Annotated in this window: 16 protein-coding genes and 1 pseudogene; 9 read left to right on the top strand and 8 right to left on the bottom strand. The window is 55.3% G+C overall.

Features of this window, described 5'->3' with window-relative positions; translation table 11 throughout:
• Window positions 1-90: 90 nt before the first annotated feature.
• Complete coding sequence (gene pspF, locus EH164_RS10875; RefSeq protein WP_164483615.1) at window positions 91-1,095, bottom strand: phage shock protein operon transcriptional activator; 1,005 nt, start codon at window positions 1,093-1,095, stop codon at window positions 91-93.
• A gap of 152 nt (window positions 1,096-1,247) precedes the next feature.
• Here pspF and pspA point away from each other — a divergent pair, with 152 nt between their 5' ends.
• From pspA to tyrR, 7 genes are all read left to right on the top strand, one after another.
• The gene (gene pspA / locus EH164_RS10880) at window positions 1,248-1,916 is read left to right on the top strand and encodes a phage shock protein PspA (protein ID WP_124968220.1); all 669 of its coding nucleotides are present in this window, start codon (window positions 1,248-1,250) and stop codon (window positions 1,914-1,916) included.
• Window positions 1,917-1,968: 52 nt separating this feature from the next.
• The gene (gene pspB / locus EH164_RS10885) at window positions 1,969-2,193 is read left to right on the top strand and encodes an envelope stress response membrane protein PspB (protein ID WP_023478697.1); all 225 of its coding nucleotides are present in this window, start codon (window positions 1,969-1,971) and stop codon (window positions 2,191-2,193) included.
• Window positions 2,193-2,552 (top strand): envelope stress response membrane protein PspC, encoded by a 360-nt coding sequence (pspC, locus tag EH164_RS10890; protein WP_094419804.1) that lies wholly within the window; start codon window positions 2,193-2,195, stop codon window positions 2,550-2,552. Before pspB ends, pspC begins: the two co-directional genes overlap by 1 nt.
• Before the next feature lie 9 nt (window positions 2,553-2,561).
• Window positions 2,562-2,804 (top strand): phage shock protein PspD, encoded by a 243-nt coding sequence (gene pspD / locus EH164_RS10895; protein ID WP_023478580.1) that lies wholly within the window; start codon window positions 2,562-2,564, stop codon window positions 2,802-2,804.
• A 70-nt stretch (window positions 2,805-2,874) separates the two neighbouring features.
• Window positions 2,875-4,272, top strand: a complete 1,398-nt coding sequence (locus EH164_RS10900; RefSeq protein WP_124968221.1) for a YcjX family protein — start codon at window positions 2,875-2,877, stop codon at window positions 4,270-4,272.
• Window positions 4,269-5,330: a TIGR01620 family protein gene (locus EH164_RS10905; protein WP_124968222.1), complete on the top strand. Its 1,062-nt coding sequence runs from the start codon at window positions 4,269-4,271 to the stop codon at window positions 5,328-5,330. Before EH164_RS10900 ends, EH164_RS10905 begins: the two co-directional genes overlap by 4 nt.
• Window positions 5,331-5,475: 145 nt before the next feature.
• A complete protein-coding gene (gene tyrR, locus EH164_RS10910; RefSeq protein WP_124968223.1) occupies window positions 5,476-7,017 on the top strand; it encodes a transcriptional regulator TyrR in 1,542 nt (513 codons plus the stop codon).
• Between the two features lie 68 nt (window positions 7,018-7,085).
• Here the strand turns inward: tyrR and tpx are convergent, their stop codons facing one another.
• Window positions 7,086-7,592 carry a thiol peroxidase gene (gene tpx, locus EH164_RS10915; RefSeq protein WP_023478815.1) on the bottom strand — a complete coding sequence of 169 codons (507 nt, stop codon included), beginning with the start codon at window positions 7,590-7,592 and terminating at the stop codon, window positions 7,086-7,088.
• Window positions 7,593-7,707: 115 nt separating this feature from the next.
• On the opposite strand from tpx, the gene ycjG reads away from it, so the two are divergent.
• Window positions 7,708-8,712 (top strand): L-Ala-D/L-Glu epimerase, encoded by a 1,005-nt coding sequence (gene ycjG, locus EH164_RS10920; protein ID WP_124968224.1) that lies wholly within the window; start codon window positions 7,708-7,710, stop codon window positions 8,710-8,712.
• On the opposite strand, the gene mpaA is transcribed toward ycjG, so the two are convergent.
• Window positions 8,664-9,377: a murein tripeptide amidase MpaA gene (gene mpaA / locus EH164_RS10925; protein WP_124968225.1), complete on the bottom strand. Its 714-nt coding sequence runs from the start codon at window positions 9,375-9,377 to the stop codon at window positions 8,664-8,666. The genes ycjG and mpaA overlap by 49 nt on opposite strands.
• Before the next feature lie 156 nt (window positions 9,378-9,533).
• Here mpaA and EH164_RS10930 point away from each other — a divergent pair, with 156 nt between their 5' ends.
• Entirely contained in the window at window positions 9,534-11,150 is a 1,617-nt protein-coding gene (locus EH164_RS10930; protein WP_124968226.1) for an ABC transporter substrate-binding protein, read from the top strand.
• A 31-nt stretch (window positions 11,151-11,181) separates the two neighbouring features.
• Here EH164_RS10930 and EH164_RS10935 read toward each other — a convergent pair.
• The 5 genes and pseudogenes from EH164_RS10935 to EH164_RS10955 form a co-directional block, all read right to left on the bottom strand.
• Window positions 11,182-12,381: pseudogene (locus tag EH164_RS10935) on the bottom strand (tyrosine-type recombinase/integrase).
• Window positions 12,382-12,499: 118 nt separating this feature from the next.
• Window positions 12,500-12,748 (bottom strand): excisionase family protein, encoded by a 249-nt coding sequence (locus EH164_RS10940; RefSeq protein WP_124968227.1) that lies wholly within the window; start codon window positions 12,746-12,748, stop codon window positions 12,500-12,502.
• 61 nt (window positions 12,749-12,809) lie between these two features.
• On the bottom strand, window positions 12,810-13,307 hold the full coding sequence (locus EH164_RS10945) for a hypothetical protein (RefSeq protein ID WP_124968228.1): 498 nt from the start codon (window positions 13,305-13,307) through the stop codon (window positions 12,810-12,812).
• Window positions 13,308-13,374: 67 nt separating this feature from the next.
• The gene (locus tag EH164_RS10950) at window positions 13,375-13,593 is read right to left on the bottom strand and encodes a TraR/DksA family transcriptional regulator (protein ID WP_124968229.1); all 219 of its coding nucleotides are present in this window, start codon (window positions 13,591-13,593) and stop codon (window positions 13,375-13,377) included.
• 91 nt (window positions 13,594-13,684) lie between these two features.
• A complete protein-coding gene (locus tag EH164_RS10955) occupies window positions 13,685-14,215 on the bottom strand; it encodes a hypothetical protein (RefSeq protein WP_241175027.1) in 531 nt (176 codons plus the stop codon).
• Window positions 14,216-14,380 lie beyond the last annotated feature (165 nt).

Below are 14,380 nucleotides of genomic sequence, written 5' to 3' on the forward strand. Positions count from 1 at the left end.
CAACGGTTTTAAAGTAATGGGCAAAGTGTATCGCACTTACCTGGGCTACGTACAAATGTCTGCGGACAACTGCTGTTATTGTCGACGATTTCAGCGTATTTGATGCTTTTTCAGCAGGGCGCGCAGCTGGTGATAGGTTAAACCAAGCCGCTCTGCCGCCCGTTTCTGATTAAATTCTGCCTGTTGCAGGCTCTGCTCGAGCAGGCTTTTCTCCTGATCGAGCTGAAACTGACGCAGATCCAGCGGCAGTTCGGGCAGCGAAGTTGCGCTATTTTCTTGCCTCGGCACTGGCGCTTTCTCACTCACATCACGGCGGAAAGGATCGAGGATAATGGTGTCCAGCGGCGTGTCGCTACTGCCGTGACGGTAGACGGATCGCTCCACCACGTTTTTCAGCTCGCGGATGTTTCCCGGCCAGCCATAATTCATCAGCACGTCGCGGGCATGCCCGGTAAAACCCGGAAAAAGCGGCATATGCAATTCACGGCACATCTGGATGGCGAAATGGTCAGCCATCAGCATGATGTCACTCTGGCGCTGGCGCAGCGGCGGTAACAGCACCACATCAAAGGCCAGCCGGTCGAGCAGGTCGGCGCGAAAGGTTCCTTCCTGCACCATCTGCGGCAGATCGGCGTTGGTGGCGCACACCAGCCGCACATTAACCTGTAACGGCTGGCTGCCGCCGACGCGCTCCAGCTCGCCATACTCAATCACCCGCAGCAACTTCTCCTGCACCAGCATCGGCGCGGTTGCCAGCTCATCCAGAAACAGCGTACCGCCGTCGGCGCGCTCAAAACGGCCAGGGTGGCGCTTCTGCGCCCCGGTAAAGGCGCCCGCTTCATGACCAAACAGCTCGCTGTCGAGCAGGTTTTCATTCAGCGCCGCGCAGTTTAAGGAGATAAACGGCCCCTGCCAGCGGGAGGAGAGATAGTGCAGGCGGTTGGCAATCAGCTCTTTACCGGTGCCGCGCTCGCCGATAATCAGTACTGGTTTATCGATCGGCGCAAGGCGGGAAACCTGCTCCAGCACCTCAATAAAGCTGTTGGCTTCGCCAAGAAGGTTATCTTTCTGTTCTGCCATGATGAAATTCGCCACAAGTTGGTCTCTTTAACCACTCTAGTCTAAGTTATGGTTAACGTAAAATCATTCATTCCCTTTATAATCAAGCAGATGAAAAGTTGGCACGGAGATTGTATTAATCAGGCAGCAGGGCTCAGCCCGATAACAGAAATCAAGAGGATTAGATTATGGGTATTTTTTCTCGTTTTGCCGACATCGTGAACGCCAACATCAATTCGCTGCTGGAGAAAGCGGAAGATCCGCAAAAACTGGTCCGCCTGATGATCCAGGAGATGGAAGATACGCTGGTTGAAGTGCGCTCCACTTCTGCACGTGCGCTGGCTGAAAAGAAACAGTTAACGCGCCGTATTGAGCAGGCGAGCGCGCAGCAGGCTGAATGGCAGGAAAAAGCCGAACTGGCGCTGCGTAAAGAGAAAGAAGATCTGGCGCGTGCGGCGCTGATCGAAAAACAGAAAGTGACCACGCTTATCGAAACGCTGGAGCAGGAAGTGACGCTGGTTGACGAAAGCCTGGCGCGCATGAAGAAAGAGATTGGCGAGCTGGAGAACAAACTGAGCGAAACCCGCGCTCGCCAGCAGGCGCTGACGCTGCGTCACCAGGCTGCCAGCTCCTCGCGCGATGTGCGCCGTCAGCTCGACAGCGGCAAAATGGATGAAGCGATGGCGCGCTTTGAGTCCTTCGAGCGTCGTATCGACCAGATGGAAGCCGAAGCGGAAAGCCACGGTTTTGGTAAGCAAAAATCGCTGGATCAGCAGTTTGCCGATCTGCAGGCAGATGATGAAATCAGCGAGCAACTGGCGCAACTGAAAGCCAGAATGAAACAGGACAACCAATAATAACGAGCGGCGGCATCAGAAGATGCCGCTGGCATCCCTGTAAGGAGTACACATGAGCACGCTTTTTCTGGCTATACCCCTGACGTTATTCATTCTGTTTGTTTTACCGGTCTGGTTATGGCTGCACTACAACAACCGCGCTTCACGCGGCGCGCTTAACCAGAACGAGCAGCAACGTTTGCTGCAACTGACGGATGAAGCAACGCGGATGCGCGAACGCATTCAGGCGCTGGAAGATATTCTGGATGCAGAACATCCAAACTGGAGAGATCGCTGATGGCTACCCTCAATCTGAATAAAAAATTATGGCGTATTCCGCAGCGCGGTAAGCTCGGCGGCGTCTGCGCCGGTATCGCGGAATATCTCGATATCCAGGTCAGACTGGTGCGTATCGTCACCGTGCTGGCGATGCTGTTTGGCCTCTTTTTCTTTGTCGTCGTTGCCTATATCGCGCTCTATTTTGCGCTCGACCCGCTGCCGGATAACTACACTGAAGGTGAGGTGCCCGCCAGCAACAGCGAGTTGCTGGATGCGGTAGATGCGCAACTGGCCGCCGGTGAAAGCCGTTTGCGCCAGATGGAGCGTTATGTCACATCCGATACGTTCTCGTTGCGTAGCCGTTTTCGTCAGCTTTAAGAGGTGAATATGAATCGACACTGGCAACAGGTAAACCGCAATGTCAAACCCGGCCTCAAGCTGGTCGGCAAACTGATGTTGCTGACCGCTCTGCGCGTTGGACCTGCGGGCGTGGCGGGCTGGGCGGTGAAATCCGTTGCCCGTCGACCATTGAAAATGGTGCTGGCATTCGCACTGGAGCCGCTTCTCAAGCGCGCGGCGAATAAGCTCTCCCGCCGCTTTGATAACAAGCCTGTTACGCGTAAGCGTTGACAATTGCGTCGCCGCCCATATCTCATAGTGAGCAGGACTCTTCCGGATTTAAGGGCGCATACGCATGGCGATGGAACGAATACGAAACGAAATCAACTCGCTGGTCAACCGCGGCATGGACAAGCATCTCCGTCTCGCGGTGACCGGCCTTAGCCGCAGCGGTAAAACCGCATTTATCACCGCACTGGTTAACCAACTTCTCTCAATTCACACGGGCGCACGCCTGCCGCTGTTCAGCGCGGTGCGTGAAGAGCGCTTACTCGGCGTTAAACGCGTTCCCCAGCGTGATTTCGGTATTCCCCGTTTTACCTACGATGAAGGGCTGGCTCAGCTTTACGGCTCGCCCCCGGTGTGGCCAACCCCGACGCGCGGCGTGAGTGAAATCCGCCTCGCGCTGCGCTTTCGCTCCCGCGACTCGCTGTTACGTCACTTTAAAGAAACCTCCACTCTCTATCTGGAAATTGTCGACTACCCGGGCGAATGGCTGCTCGATCTGCCGATGCTGGCGCAGGATTACCTGAGCTGGTCGCGGCAGATGACCAGCCTGCTTACCGGGCAGCGCCAGGCGTGGTCTGAGAAGTGGCGCGCGCTCTGCGCCGGGCTCGATCCGCTTGCGCCCGCCGATGAGAACCGGCTGGCAGAGATTGCCGCCGCCTGGACTGAGTACCTGCACCAGTGCAAGCGCGAAGGGCTGCACTTTATCCAGCCGGGGCGATTTGTGCTGCCGGGCGATATGGCAGGCGCACCGGCATTGCAGTTCTTCCCGTGGCCGGATGTCGACGGCACCGGCGAGGCGAAGCTGGCGCAGGCCGACAGGCATACCAACGCCGGGATGCTACGCGAACGCTACCAGTACTATTGCGACCACGTAGTAAAAGGCTTTTATAAAAACCACTTCCTGAAATTTGACCGCCAGATCGTGCTGGTTGACTGCCTGCAACCGCTCAACAACGGCCCGCAGGCCTTTAACGATATGCGTCTCGCGCTTACTCAACTGATGCAGAGTTTCCACTATGGACAGCGGACGCTGTTTCGCCGCCTCTTTTCGCCGGTGATCGATAAGCTGCTCTTTGCCGCCACCAAGGCGGATCACATCACCGTTGATCAGCACGCCAATATGGTGTCGCTCCTGCAACAGCTGATTCAGGACGCGTGGCAAAACGCCGCCTTTGAAGGCATCAGCATGGATTGTATGGGGCTGGCTTCCATTCAGGCGACGCAGAGCGGCCTGATTGAGGTTAACGGCGAGACGATCCCGGCGTTACGCGGTCACCGATTAAGCGACGGTTCGCCGCTCACCTTCTATCCCGGCGAAGTGCCAGCGCGCTTGCCGGGGCAGGCGTTCTGGGAAAAGCAGGGCTTTAATTTTGAGGCGTTTCGCCCGCAGGTGATGGATGTCGATTCGCCGCTGCCGCACATCCGGCTGGATGCCGCGCTGGAGTTTTTACTGGGAGATAAATTGCGATGACCGAGCCGCTAAAACCGCGTATCGATTTCACCGGGCCGCTGGAGACGCCAGCGCAGGAGCAGTTTAAACAGGCGCAGCGCTTTGACGCTCTCGCCGCCGAGAAATTTGCGCCGGTCGCCGTTGAGGAACTGCCCGAAGAGGGCCAGGCGGAAGCGGTGGTTGAAGCCGCGCTGCGCCCGAAGCGCACGTTATGGCGCAAAATGGTCACCGCCGGGCTGGCGCTGGCCGGTATTACCGTGATTGGTCAGGGCGTGCAGTGGGCGATGAATGCCTGGCAGACTCATGACTGGGTAGCCCTTGGCGGCTGCGCGGCGGGGACGCTGATCGTTGGCGCAGGTGTCGGATCGATTGCCAGCGAGTGGCGGCGGCTTTGGCGTTTACGTCAGCGCGCGCACGAGCGCGATGAAGCCCGCGAACTGTTGCAGAGCCACGGCACCGGCAAAGGGCGTGCCTTTTGCGAAAAGCTGGCGCAGCAGGCGGGGCTGGATAAGTCTCATCCCGCTTTACAGCGCTGGTACGCGGCGATCCATGAAACCCAGAGCGATCGCGAAATCGTTACGCTCTACGCCCATCTGGTGCAGCCGGTGCTGGATGCGCAGGCGCGGCGTGAAATCAGCCGCTCGGCGGCGGAGTCGACGCTGATGATTGCCGTCAGCCCGCTGGCGATGGTCGATATGGCGTTTATCGCCTGGCGCAATCTGCGCTTAATTAACCGCATTGCCGCGCTCAATGGTATTGAGCTGGGTTATTACAGCCGCCTGCGTCTTTTCCGCCTGGTGCTGCTGAATATGGCTTTTGCCGGTGCCAGCGAACTGGTGCGCGAGGTGGGAATGGACTGGATGTCGCAGGATCTGGCAGCAAGGCTTTCAGCCCGCGCAGCGCAGGGGATCGGTGCCGGGCTGCTTACCGCACGCCTCGGTATTAAAGCAATGGAGCTTTGCCGCCCGCTGCCGTGGATCGATGGTGACAAACCCCGTCTGGGCGATTTCCGCCGTCAGCTGATAACCCAGGTCAAAGAGACGCTACAGAAAGGCAAATCCTCCGGCACAGCCGGTTAGAAAGCAGGCGCTGCGCGCTTATCTTTACGCCGCCGCGCCGCTTTTTTCCGCAGGCTGTCAATATTTGTTGACAGACATCTTCCTGCCGACCGTTAAGTGGCATATCATCCTTTCATTACGTGAATGAATAAGGGTGAAGGTTCCCATGCGTCTTGAAGTTTTTTGTGAGGACCGGCTTGGTCTGACACGCGAATTACTTGATCTGCTGGTGCTGCGCGGTATCGATCTGCGCGGCATTGAGATCGATCCCATCGGGCGTATCTACCTCAATTTCGCCGCGCTCGACTTTAACAGCTTCAGCAGCCTGATGGCGGAGATCCGCCGTATTCAGGGCGTCACCGACGTCCGCACCGTGCTATGGATGCCCTCCGAGCGCGAACACCGCGCGATGAGCGCGCTGCTTGAAGCGCTGCCGGAACCGGTGCTGTCGCTCGACATGAAGTGCAAAATCGAGCTGGCAAACGCCGCCAGCGCGCAGCTCTTTGGTCAACAGCCGGATAAGCTGCTCAACCATAATGCGGCTCAATTAATCACCGGTTTCAACTTCCAGCGCTGGCTGGAGGGCAATCCGCAGCATTCGCATAACGAACATGTGGTGATCGGCGGGCAGAACTTCCTGATGGAGATCACGCCAGTGCACCTGGAAGGGGAAACCGGCGAAGCGGTGCTGACCGGTGCAGTAGTGATGCTGCGCTCGACGGCGCGGATGGGCCGCCAGCTGCAAAATATCAGCCAGCAGGATGTCAGCGCGTTCAGCCAGATTGTCGCCGTCAGCCCGAAAATGCGTCAGGTTATTGAGCAGGCGCGCAAGCTGGCGATGCTCACCGCACCGCTGCTGATTACTGGCGATACCGGTACCGGGAAAGATCTGCTGGCGCACGCCTGCCACCTTTCCAGCCCGCGCGCGGCAAAACCTTATCTGGCGCTGAACTGCGCCTCGATTCCTGAAGAGTCTGTCGAAAGCGAGCTGTTTGGCCATGCGCCGGAAGGCAAAAAGGGCTTTTTCGAGCAGGCAAACGGCGGTTCAGTGCTGCTGGATGAGATTGGCGAGATGTCGCCGCGTATGCAGGTGAAACTGCTGCGTTTCCTCAATGACGGTACTTTCCGCCGCGTTGGCGAGGATCACGAAGTACACGTTGATGTGCGGGTCATCTGCGCGACGCAGCGTAACCTCGTGGAGCTGGTGCAGAAGGGGCTGTTCCGCGAAGATCTCTACTACCGCCTGAACGTGCTGACCCTCAATCTGCCGCCGCTGCGCGACCGCCCGCAGGATATCGTGCCGCTTACCGAACTGTTTGTTGCGCGCTTTGCCGATGAGCAGGGTTTGCCGCGGCCGAAACTTGCCCACGATTTGACGCAGCTGCTTAGCCGCTATAATTGGCCGGGCAACGTGCGCCAGTTGAAAAACGCCATCTATCGCGCCTTAACCCAGCTGGAGGGGTATGAACTGCGCGCGCAGGATATTCAGCTGCCGGATTACGATGCGGCTACCTTGCCGGTCGGGGATGATGCAATGGAGGGATCGCTGGATGATATCACCAGCCGCTTCGAGCGCTCGGTGTTAACCCAGCTCTATCGAAACTACCCCAGCACGCGCAAGCTGGCGAAGCGCCTCGGCGTTTCGCATACGGCGATTGCTAACAAGCTGCGGGAGTATGGCTTAAGCCAGAAGAAGAGCGACGAGTAACGTTGTAGCGATAAAAAAAGGCCGGATAGCGGTAAGCGCTTATCCGGCCTGTTTCATTCCAGACGCGATTAGCCTTTCAGCACGTCCAGTGCAGCGGTGTAATCCGGCTCGTTGGTGATCTCATTCACCAGCTCGCTGAAGATGACCGTATCGTTCTCATCAAGCACCACGACCGCACGTGCAGCCAGGCCTTTCAGCGCGCCGTCGGCGATACCGACGCCATAGTTGTCGAGGAAATCTGCACCGCGCAGGGTAGAGAGGGTGATCACGTTGCTCAGGCCTTCCGCACCGCAGAAGCGGGACTGGGCAAACGGCAGGTCGGCAGAGATGCATAGTACAACGGTGTTGTTCACCTCTGTCGCCAGCTGATTGAATTTGCGCACGGAAGCGGCGCAAACACCGGTATCGATGCTTGGGAAAATGTTCAGCACTTTGCGCTTACCGGCGAACTGGCTCAGCGCAACATCGGAAAGATCTTTAGCGACAAGCGTGAACGGCTGCGCTTTTGCGCCAACCTGCGGAATAGCGCCAGCAACGGGAACCGGGTTGCCCTGAAAATGAACGAGTTGCGACATAATAGCTTCCTGTTTACATATAGTTAACGTCGGCGCTAGTTTATGCCATCGTTCGAGACCACGGCAAACCAATTTTCGTATCTATACTGGTTTACATTCCGTCAAAGGAGCATGTATGAGAAATGTGAACGTTTATGAGGAAACCTGGCCGCTGCATTCGCCGTTTGTGATTTCGCGCGGCGCGCGCAGTGAAGCGAAAGTCGTGGTGGTCGAACTGGAAGAGGACGGGATCAAAGCGGTTGGCGAATGTACCCCTTACGCGCGCTACGGCGAGAGCGAGGCCTCGGTGATGGCGCAAATCATGACCATTGTGCCGCAGCTGCAAAACCGCCTTAGCCGTGAAGCGCTACAAACCCTGTTGCCGCCCGGTGCGGCGCGCAATGCCGTCGATTGCGCCCTGTGGGACCTGGCGGCGCGCAAAGCGGGGCGTTCGCTGGCGCACTATACCGGCGTAACCCTGCCGGAAACCGTCATCACCGCGCAAACGGTGGTGATCGGCACACCAGAACAGATGGCTGCCAGCGCGGCGGCACTGAGCGAAACCGGCGCCCGGTTGCTTAAAATCAAACTTGATGATCATCTTATTAGCGAGCGGCTGGTGGCGATCCGCGCCGCCGCGCCAGAGGCAACGCTGATTGTCGATGCTAACGAGTCGTGGCACAGCGAAGGACTCGCCGCGCGCTGCCAGCTGCTGGCTGATTTAGGTGTGGCGATGCTTGAGCAGCCACTGCCTGCTGGCGAAGACGCGGCGCTGATCAACTTTATCCACCCGTTACCGATCTGCGCTGATGAGAGCTGCCACACGCGCGAAAGCCTCGATGCGCTGCAGGGGCGCTATGAGATGGTCAACATCAAGCTGGATAAAACCGGCGGGCTGACCGAAGCGCTGGCACTGGCTCATGAAGCCGCCGAGCGCGGCTTCGGATTGATGCTCGGTTGCATGATCTGCACGTCACGCGCCATTTCGGCTGCGCTGCCGCTGGTTAATGGCGTGCGCTTCGCCGATCTTGATGGCCCCACCTGGCTGGCGGTGGATGTCGAGCCGTCGCTGCGCTTCTCCACTGGCGAGCTTCATCTTTCAGCATCCCAGCAAAGCAGCGAGGTCATTGCCGCAAGATAGTTTTCGCTGGCGGCATCGGCTGAGATCGGCGGCAGTTCCATGGTAATGCAGGGCAGGTTGATCTCCGCACACCAGCTGCCGAAGGAGCCGGGCGTTTCATACCCGACGCTTTTGACTAACGGCAGCGAAAAAGCCTGCGCCAGCCACTCGCCGAGCGGGCTTTCGCGCGGATCTTCGACGCAGGCCAGCGGATCGTGAAAGCTGACCACCCACGCCGGATGCAGGCGATGAATTAACTGACAGAGCGCACGGGTTTCCGGCTCGGAACCCGGAGCCGCCCCCGTATGCAACACCACATCCCGCTCGGGCGCCGCGCTGTTCCAGCGATAAACAGTCTCGCCCGCCTTCCAGTTTGCCGCCGGAAAGTTACGGTTGAGATCGACGCCGTTGGCGTTAGCGCGCAAACCAAGCTGACAACCATCCGGATTGACCGCCAGCACCACGTGATGATGGCGCAGATCGCTCTTGAGCGTGCGCATGGCGCAGGAGAGGGCGACCATGGCGGCGTTTTCGTCCCCGTGCGTACCGGCAATAATCAGCCCGCTTCTTGCCGTTGCCAGCGGTGCCGGAAACCAGAAAAGCGGGGCACCGAGCAGGGACTCGCCATACTGCTGACGGCTGTCGGCAAAGTTTCCCCGTAAAGAGCGCGGACGTGTCGCTGGCATAGGTTTACCTGTTTCTGCGTTGAATAAACCAAGTGTTGGATATAAAGCGGTGCGACGCAAATCATTTTCCTGATGTATGAGTTTGCATTCCTTAGAGCTAAAACAAATAATTACCGCATCTTTTTTGCGGGATGTGGCACATCACAAGGGGCTTTCATGACATACCGATTTTCAAAACTTTGCTGCGCGCTGGCGCTGTGCGGCTTATCTGTCAGCGTGTTTGCAGCGGATGTGCCGCCGGGAACCCCGCTTGCGGAAAAACAAGACGTGGTGCGCCACCTCAAAGATGAGCCGGCAACGCTCGATCCGGCAAAAGCCGTTGGCCTGCCGGAAATTCAGGTGATCCGTGACCTGTTTGAAGGTCTGGTCAATCAGAATGAGAAGGGTGAAATCATTCCCGGCGTGGCGAAAAGCTGGCAGAGCAGCGATAACCGCATCTGGACCTTTACGCTGCGTGATGATGCCCGCTGGTCCGACGGCACGCCGGTCACGGCGCAGGATTTTGTCTACAGCTGGCAGCGGCTGGTTAATCCGCAAACCACGTCCCCATTTGCTGGCTTCGCTGCGTTAGCGGGTATCAGCAATGCGAAAGCGATTACCGATGGCAAAATGGCAGTTGATAAACTGGGCGTCAGCGCGGTGGATGCAAAAACGCTGCGCGTGCAGCTTGATAAGCCGCTGCCGTGGTTCCCGAACCTGGCGGCCAGTTTTGCGCTCTATCCGGTGCAGAAAAAGAACGTCGAGAGCGGCGCAGAGTGGACGCGTCCCGGCAATCTGGTCGGTAACGGCGCATTTGTGCTGACTGACCGCGTGGTGAATGAAAAGCTGGAGCTGGCGCGTAATAAACAGTACTGGGACGATGGCAAAACGGTGATCAATAAGGTGACCTTTGTGCCGATCAATCAGGAATCTGCTGCCACCAAACGCTATCTGGCGAATGGCGTTGATATCACCGAATCTTTCCCGAAAAACCTCTACCAGAAGCTGCAAAAAGAGATCCCGGGTCAGGTCTATACGCCTCCGCAGCTGGGCACCTATTACTACGCGTTCAATACTCAGAAGGGGCCGACGGCAGATGCGCGCGTGCGCCTGGCGTTGAGCTTAACTATCGATCGCCGGGTGATTACCGAGAAAGTGTTGGGCAGCGGCGAGAAACCGGCCTGGCGCTTTACTCCGGATGTGACCGCCGGGTTTACACCAAAGCCGTCGCCGTTTGAACAGATGAGCCAGCCCGAGCTCAACGCGCAGGCGAAAACTCTGTTGCAGGCGGCAGGATACGGTCCGCAGCGCCCGTTGAAGCTGACGCTGCTCTATAACTCTTCTGAGAACCATCAAAAGATTGCTATTGCGGTGGCGTCGATGTGGAAGAAAAACCTTGGCGCAGAGGTGAAGCTGCAAAACCAGGAGTGGAAAACCTATATCGACAGCCGTAACAGCGGCAATTTCGATGTTATTCGCGCCTCGTGGGTTGGGGATTATAACGAGCCATCGACCTTTCTCTCGGTGTTGACCTCCAACAGCAGCAGCAATATTCCGCGTTTTAGCGATGCGGCTTATGACAAAGCGTTTAACCAGGCGACACAGGAAAATACGCCGGAAGCCCGCAATGCGGATTACAACGAAGCGGAGCAGATCATCGCCAGCAAAGCGCCGATTGCGCCGATTTACCAGTACACCAACGCGCGGTTGATCAAGCCGTGGCTGAAGGGCTATCCGATCACCAACCCGGAAGATGTGGCCTACAGCCGTACGCTCTACATCATTAAGCACTAACTTGGGTATACGTGGCTGAGATATATATTATTTATATTCCAGCCACTCTCTTGTGGGGCATGGGAGGGGCATTAAAGTCAAAATTTGTATTAAGCAAAGCGATCTGATCAACGTCATGTTCGGACATCCATTTTCCATACACAGTAAAAACCATTTGTGCATTTGTATGCCCCATCTGGTTTGCAATAAAGCTCGGGTTAGCTCCGGCGCTTAAAGCCAAGCATGCAAAAGTATGGCGTGACTCATATGCTTTGCGGTGACGGATTCCGGCACGCTTTAGAAGATTATTCCATGACGCAGCCAATGAACTCGGGATGTAACAGAAGCTCTTAGTCTGATGCCTTGCAGAAACAGACGGATGAAAAACAAAGGTGCAGAGCTCTTTTCGCTTTTTACCGTACTCGCGCAGGTTAACAATTACCTCACGCTGCGTCTGTATCCGCGTTAATTGCATCTGACTTTTGAGTGCCTTTATGGCTGGCGTGGTGAGATTTACGGTCCTGATGCCACTTTCTGTTTTGGGTGACGTAAAGTGATCAGAAATTGCCAGGTTGCAATTGATTCTTACCGTCCAGTTGACAGTATCGATGTCCTCCCACGCTAAAGCGCACAACTCACCATGTCTCATTCCCGTAATTACTGCCAGAGCCCAGAGGTTCCGGATTTGCTCATGAGTGGTTGCATCTAACAAACGAATGGATTCATCCTTAGTCAATGGATCCGGTTCTGCCTCCGATTTTCTCAGCGGCCTTAGGTCTGAGATGACTGACCCGCGGATATAGTTATTTCTCTCAGCAAACTTCATAATTTCAATCATGACCGACATGTAGGCATTCACCGTTCTCACGGAGCGGCCTTTTTTATGAGAGCGCTGAAGTGTTTTTCCAACGAGCTGATAGCCAGCCAGGAGCTCATGCCGCTAAGACAATAGATTCTCATGCGTGAGTGAAGAGACTGGCTTAGTATCATCAAGAATGAGCAGACACATCTTTATATAGGATGTGTAACGCATTAGGGTGTTACGGGATAACACCGTCTCCTTCAATGAAAGCCATTTAGCTGCGAGCTCTGCAATCGTCACCTTAAGTTTGTGATCATCATTAACTTCAGCTCGCGGAGAGTTTGGAAACTGCGCTGAGTAATCAAAGGTGCCGGTCCTGATCGCATAGCAGATCGACGTCCTTAACTCCCCAGCTAGTTTCCTGTTCTTGGGTGTGTCAGGTATGCCCAGGCTCTCACGTACCCGTTCACCCTAGTAGATAAACCACAGGCGCAGTGTGCCCCCGTGGTTCTCGACCCCGGTTGGATATTTAGACATGCTTCTTCCTCTGTTATGAAAGAGGGGCTATTTAAGCAGATTTTTGACGGGGGATCGCCGGGCGCTGACGTTCGACCCAGTTATCGACTTTGTGGCGGTTGTAGAGGATAGGGGAGTTGTCCTTCGGTTGGCAGTCGCCGGAGTAGTGCCGGTATTCTCGACCTTCCATCCAGGACTTCTCGCGCGCAGACTTGATAGCGTTTTTGGTCAGGCCAGTGATCGCCATCAGCACTTCTTCCGATACCCATTTATTGGGCACCAGTTGGATCGATTCACTCATGGTTAACTCCAGACAATAAAAAAGGCCGCCTTGGCGACCTTGCTATGATTCAATACGAAATCTACTTGATTTTAAGCTCTTTTTTTGCTTCAACCAATAAGCAATCCAACAATTTCTGCGACTCTTCAGCCATAATCGAAAATGCTGTTGGTGCATAGATAGCATCAACACCGACTTGATCGTATATTTCCCTTCGCTTGTTCAAATATACTTTCAGCAACTCTGAAGCTTTAGCAGTTATTGTTAAGGGGCCGATTAGAGATAATTTATCGAATTGGGTATGTAAATCATGAGATTTAGACCATTCTTCTTTGCTAATGAGCGTTCCTCCATCAGAGAAGGTGTAAAATTCTTCTAAAGCTCTCTTGTAGACGTCATTTATTACATACACGGAGTTGATTAAGTCATTGAAAGCTAATGCTCTTTTTTCCCACCACTTTTCTTTATAGAACCTACCTAATGATAATTTTGTTGCTATTAACGCTGCAATCGCGCCAGAAAATATACTGATGCCAACCTGAGATAAAGCCGAGTAAATATCAATAGTTGCTGTGGCCATAGTAATGTCCATAATTAATCATCAATAAACAATGGCATCATACAACTACAGTTACCAATACTTAAAGTTATATCCCAATTTGCCTGCGCTTCAGTTCGATAATACCCTGGCACTCGGCGCACATCTGGCAGCCGGGCATCGCCGCGCGCCGCAGATCAGGAATAGGATCACCGCACTCCTCGCAATGCTCAGCCGATACCGCATTGTGGTCGATGCGGTGAGCGGAAAGGGCAGCGTTACGCTGAAGCTCTTCAATCTCTGATGCGTTATCGATGATGTCAGCCATGGTCAATGCTCCCGGAACTTTCGGTTAATACGGTTGAAGGTGAATGCCAGCAATAAAAAAGGCCGCTTTAGCGACCTGGTTATTTTGACTTTCATGCTGATAAACCTTTCACTGCAAGGAAGGTCGCCATCGACCTATCGACCAGCTTTGTGTTGTGGTATTTGGCGATTGCCCATGTGATAGCGAACAGAATCCAGCGGAAGTGGCTGGTGTAGGTTTTGAACGTTAAGCCGTCGCAGATATCCCACGCACTCCAGCGCTCGGGCCAGTCAGCGTCATAGACCGCCTGATATGCCTCCCAGTCATTGCTGAACTCACCCCGGCATAATTCCCGCACCACCTCGCGTACCTTATCTTCATCAGTGTCGGGAGTGCCGTCTTCATCTTCGCAGTCTTCTTCCTCCGACAGATCATCTTCAGAATCTTCAAGATACTCGCTCATCGATTCCTTTAGGCTGCGGCAAAAAGCCTCATGGTTGTACTCCTTCGCCAGAAGTTCGCAGGCCGAGTGGCCGCCACCAGCTTCCAACTTTTCTGACCAGTAGGAGGTATTGATCCCCCCCTCCCACGGCCCGAAGAATTTGAACATGTCCGCGATACGTGAAAACGTCCATGTCCCCATATCCCCTGTTACCGTCAGATAACCCGGCTAGGTGATAATGTCGAAGTAATAACAGGACGTACCGGGCTGCTTCATGCGCAAGTGGCGGTATAGTCCTTCATCACGGATTATTTCCAGGCGATGAAAAGCAGTATCCAGAAGAAAGCGATTTGATGTGTCAAATTG

The organism is Kosakonia sp. CCTCC M2018092, assembly GCF_003864115.1.
Classification (GTDB): Bacteria; Pseudomonadota; Gammaproteobacteria; order Enterobacterales; family Enterobacteriaceae; genus Kosakonia; species Kosakonia cowanii.

Bases quoted from the DNA above. Each gene is read 5' to 3' on its own strand.
- pspB (WP_023478697.1), top strand. From the start codon at position 1,969: ATGAGCACGCTTTTTCTGGCTATACCCCTGACGTTATTCATTCTGTTT.
- EH164_RS10905 (WP_124968222.1), top strand. From the start codon at position 4,269: ATGACCGAGCCGCTAAAACCGCGTATCGATTTCACCGGGCCGCTGGAG.
- EH164_RS10940 (WP_124968227.1), bottom strand. From the start codon at position 12,748: ATGAGTGAATCGATCCAACTGGTGCCCAATAAATGGGTATCGGAAGAA.
- EH164_RS10900 (WP_124968221.1), top strand. From the start codon at position 2,875: ATGGAACGAATACGAAACGAAATCAACTCGCTGGTCAACCGCGGCATG.
- tpx (WP_023478815.1), bottom strand. From the start codon at position 7,592: ATGTCGCAACTCGTTCATTTTCAGGGCAACCCGGTTCCCGTTGCTGGC.
- mpaA (WP_124968225.1), bottom strand. From the start codon at position 9,377: ATGCCAGCGACACGTCCGCGCTCTTTACGGGGAAACTTTGCCGACAGC.
- pspD (WP_023478580.1), top strand. From the start codon at position 2,562: ATGAATCGACACTGGCAACAGGTAAACCGCAATGTCAAACCCGGCCTC.
- EH164_RS10930 (WP_124968226.1), top strand. From the start codon at position 9,534: ATGACATACCGATTTTCAAAACTTTGCTGCGCGCTGGCGCTGTGCGGC.
- ycjG (WP_124968224.1), top strand. From the start codon at position 7,708: ATGAGAAATGTGAACGTTTATGAGGAAACCTGGCCGCTGCATTCGCCG.
- EH164_RS10955 (WP_241175027.1), bottom strand. From the start codon at position 14,215: ATGGGGACATGGACGTTTTCACGTATCGCGGACATGTTCAAATTCTTC.
- pspC (WP_094419804.1), top strand. From the start codon at position 2,193: ATGGCTACCCTCAATCTGAATAAAAAATTATGGCGTATTCCGCAGCGC.
- EH164_RS10950 (WP_124968229.1), bottom strand. From the start codon at position 13,593: ATGGCTGACATCATCGATAACGCATCAGAGATTGAAGAGCTTCAGCGT.
- EH164_RS10945 (WP_124968228.1), bottom strand. From the start codon at position 13,307: ATGGCCACAGCAACTATTGATATTTACTCGGCTTTATCTCAGGTTGGC.
- pspA (WP_124968220.1), top strand. From the start codon at position 1,248: ATGGGTATTTTTTCTCGTTTTGCCGACATCGTGAACGCCAACATCAAT.
- tyrR (WP_124968223.1), top strand. From the start codon at position 5,476: ATGCGTCTTGAAGTTTTTTGTGAGGACCGGCTTGGTCTGACACGCGAA.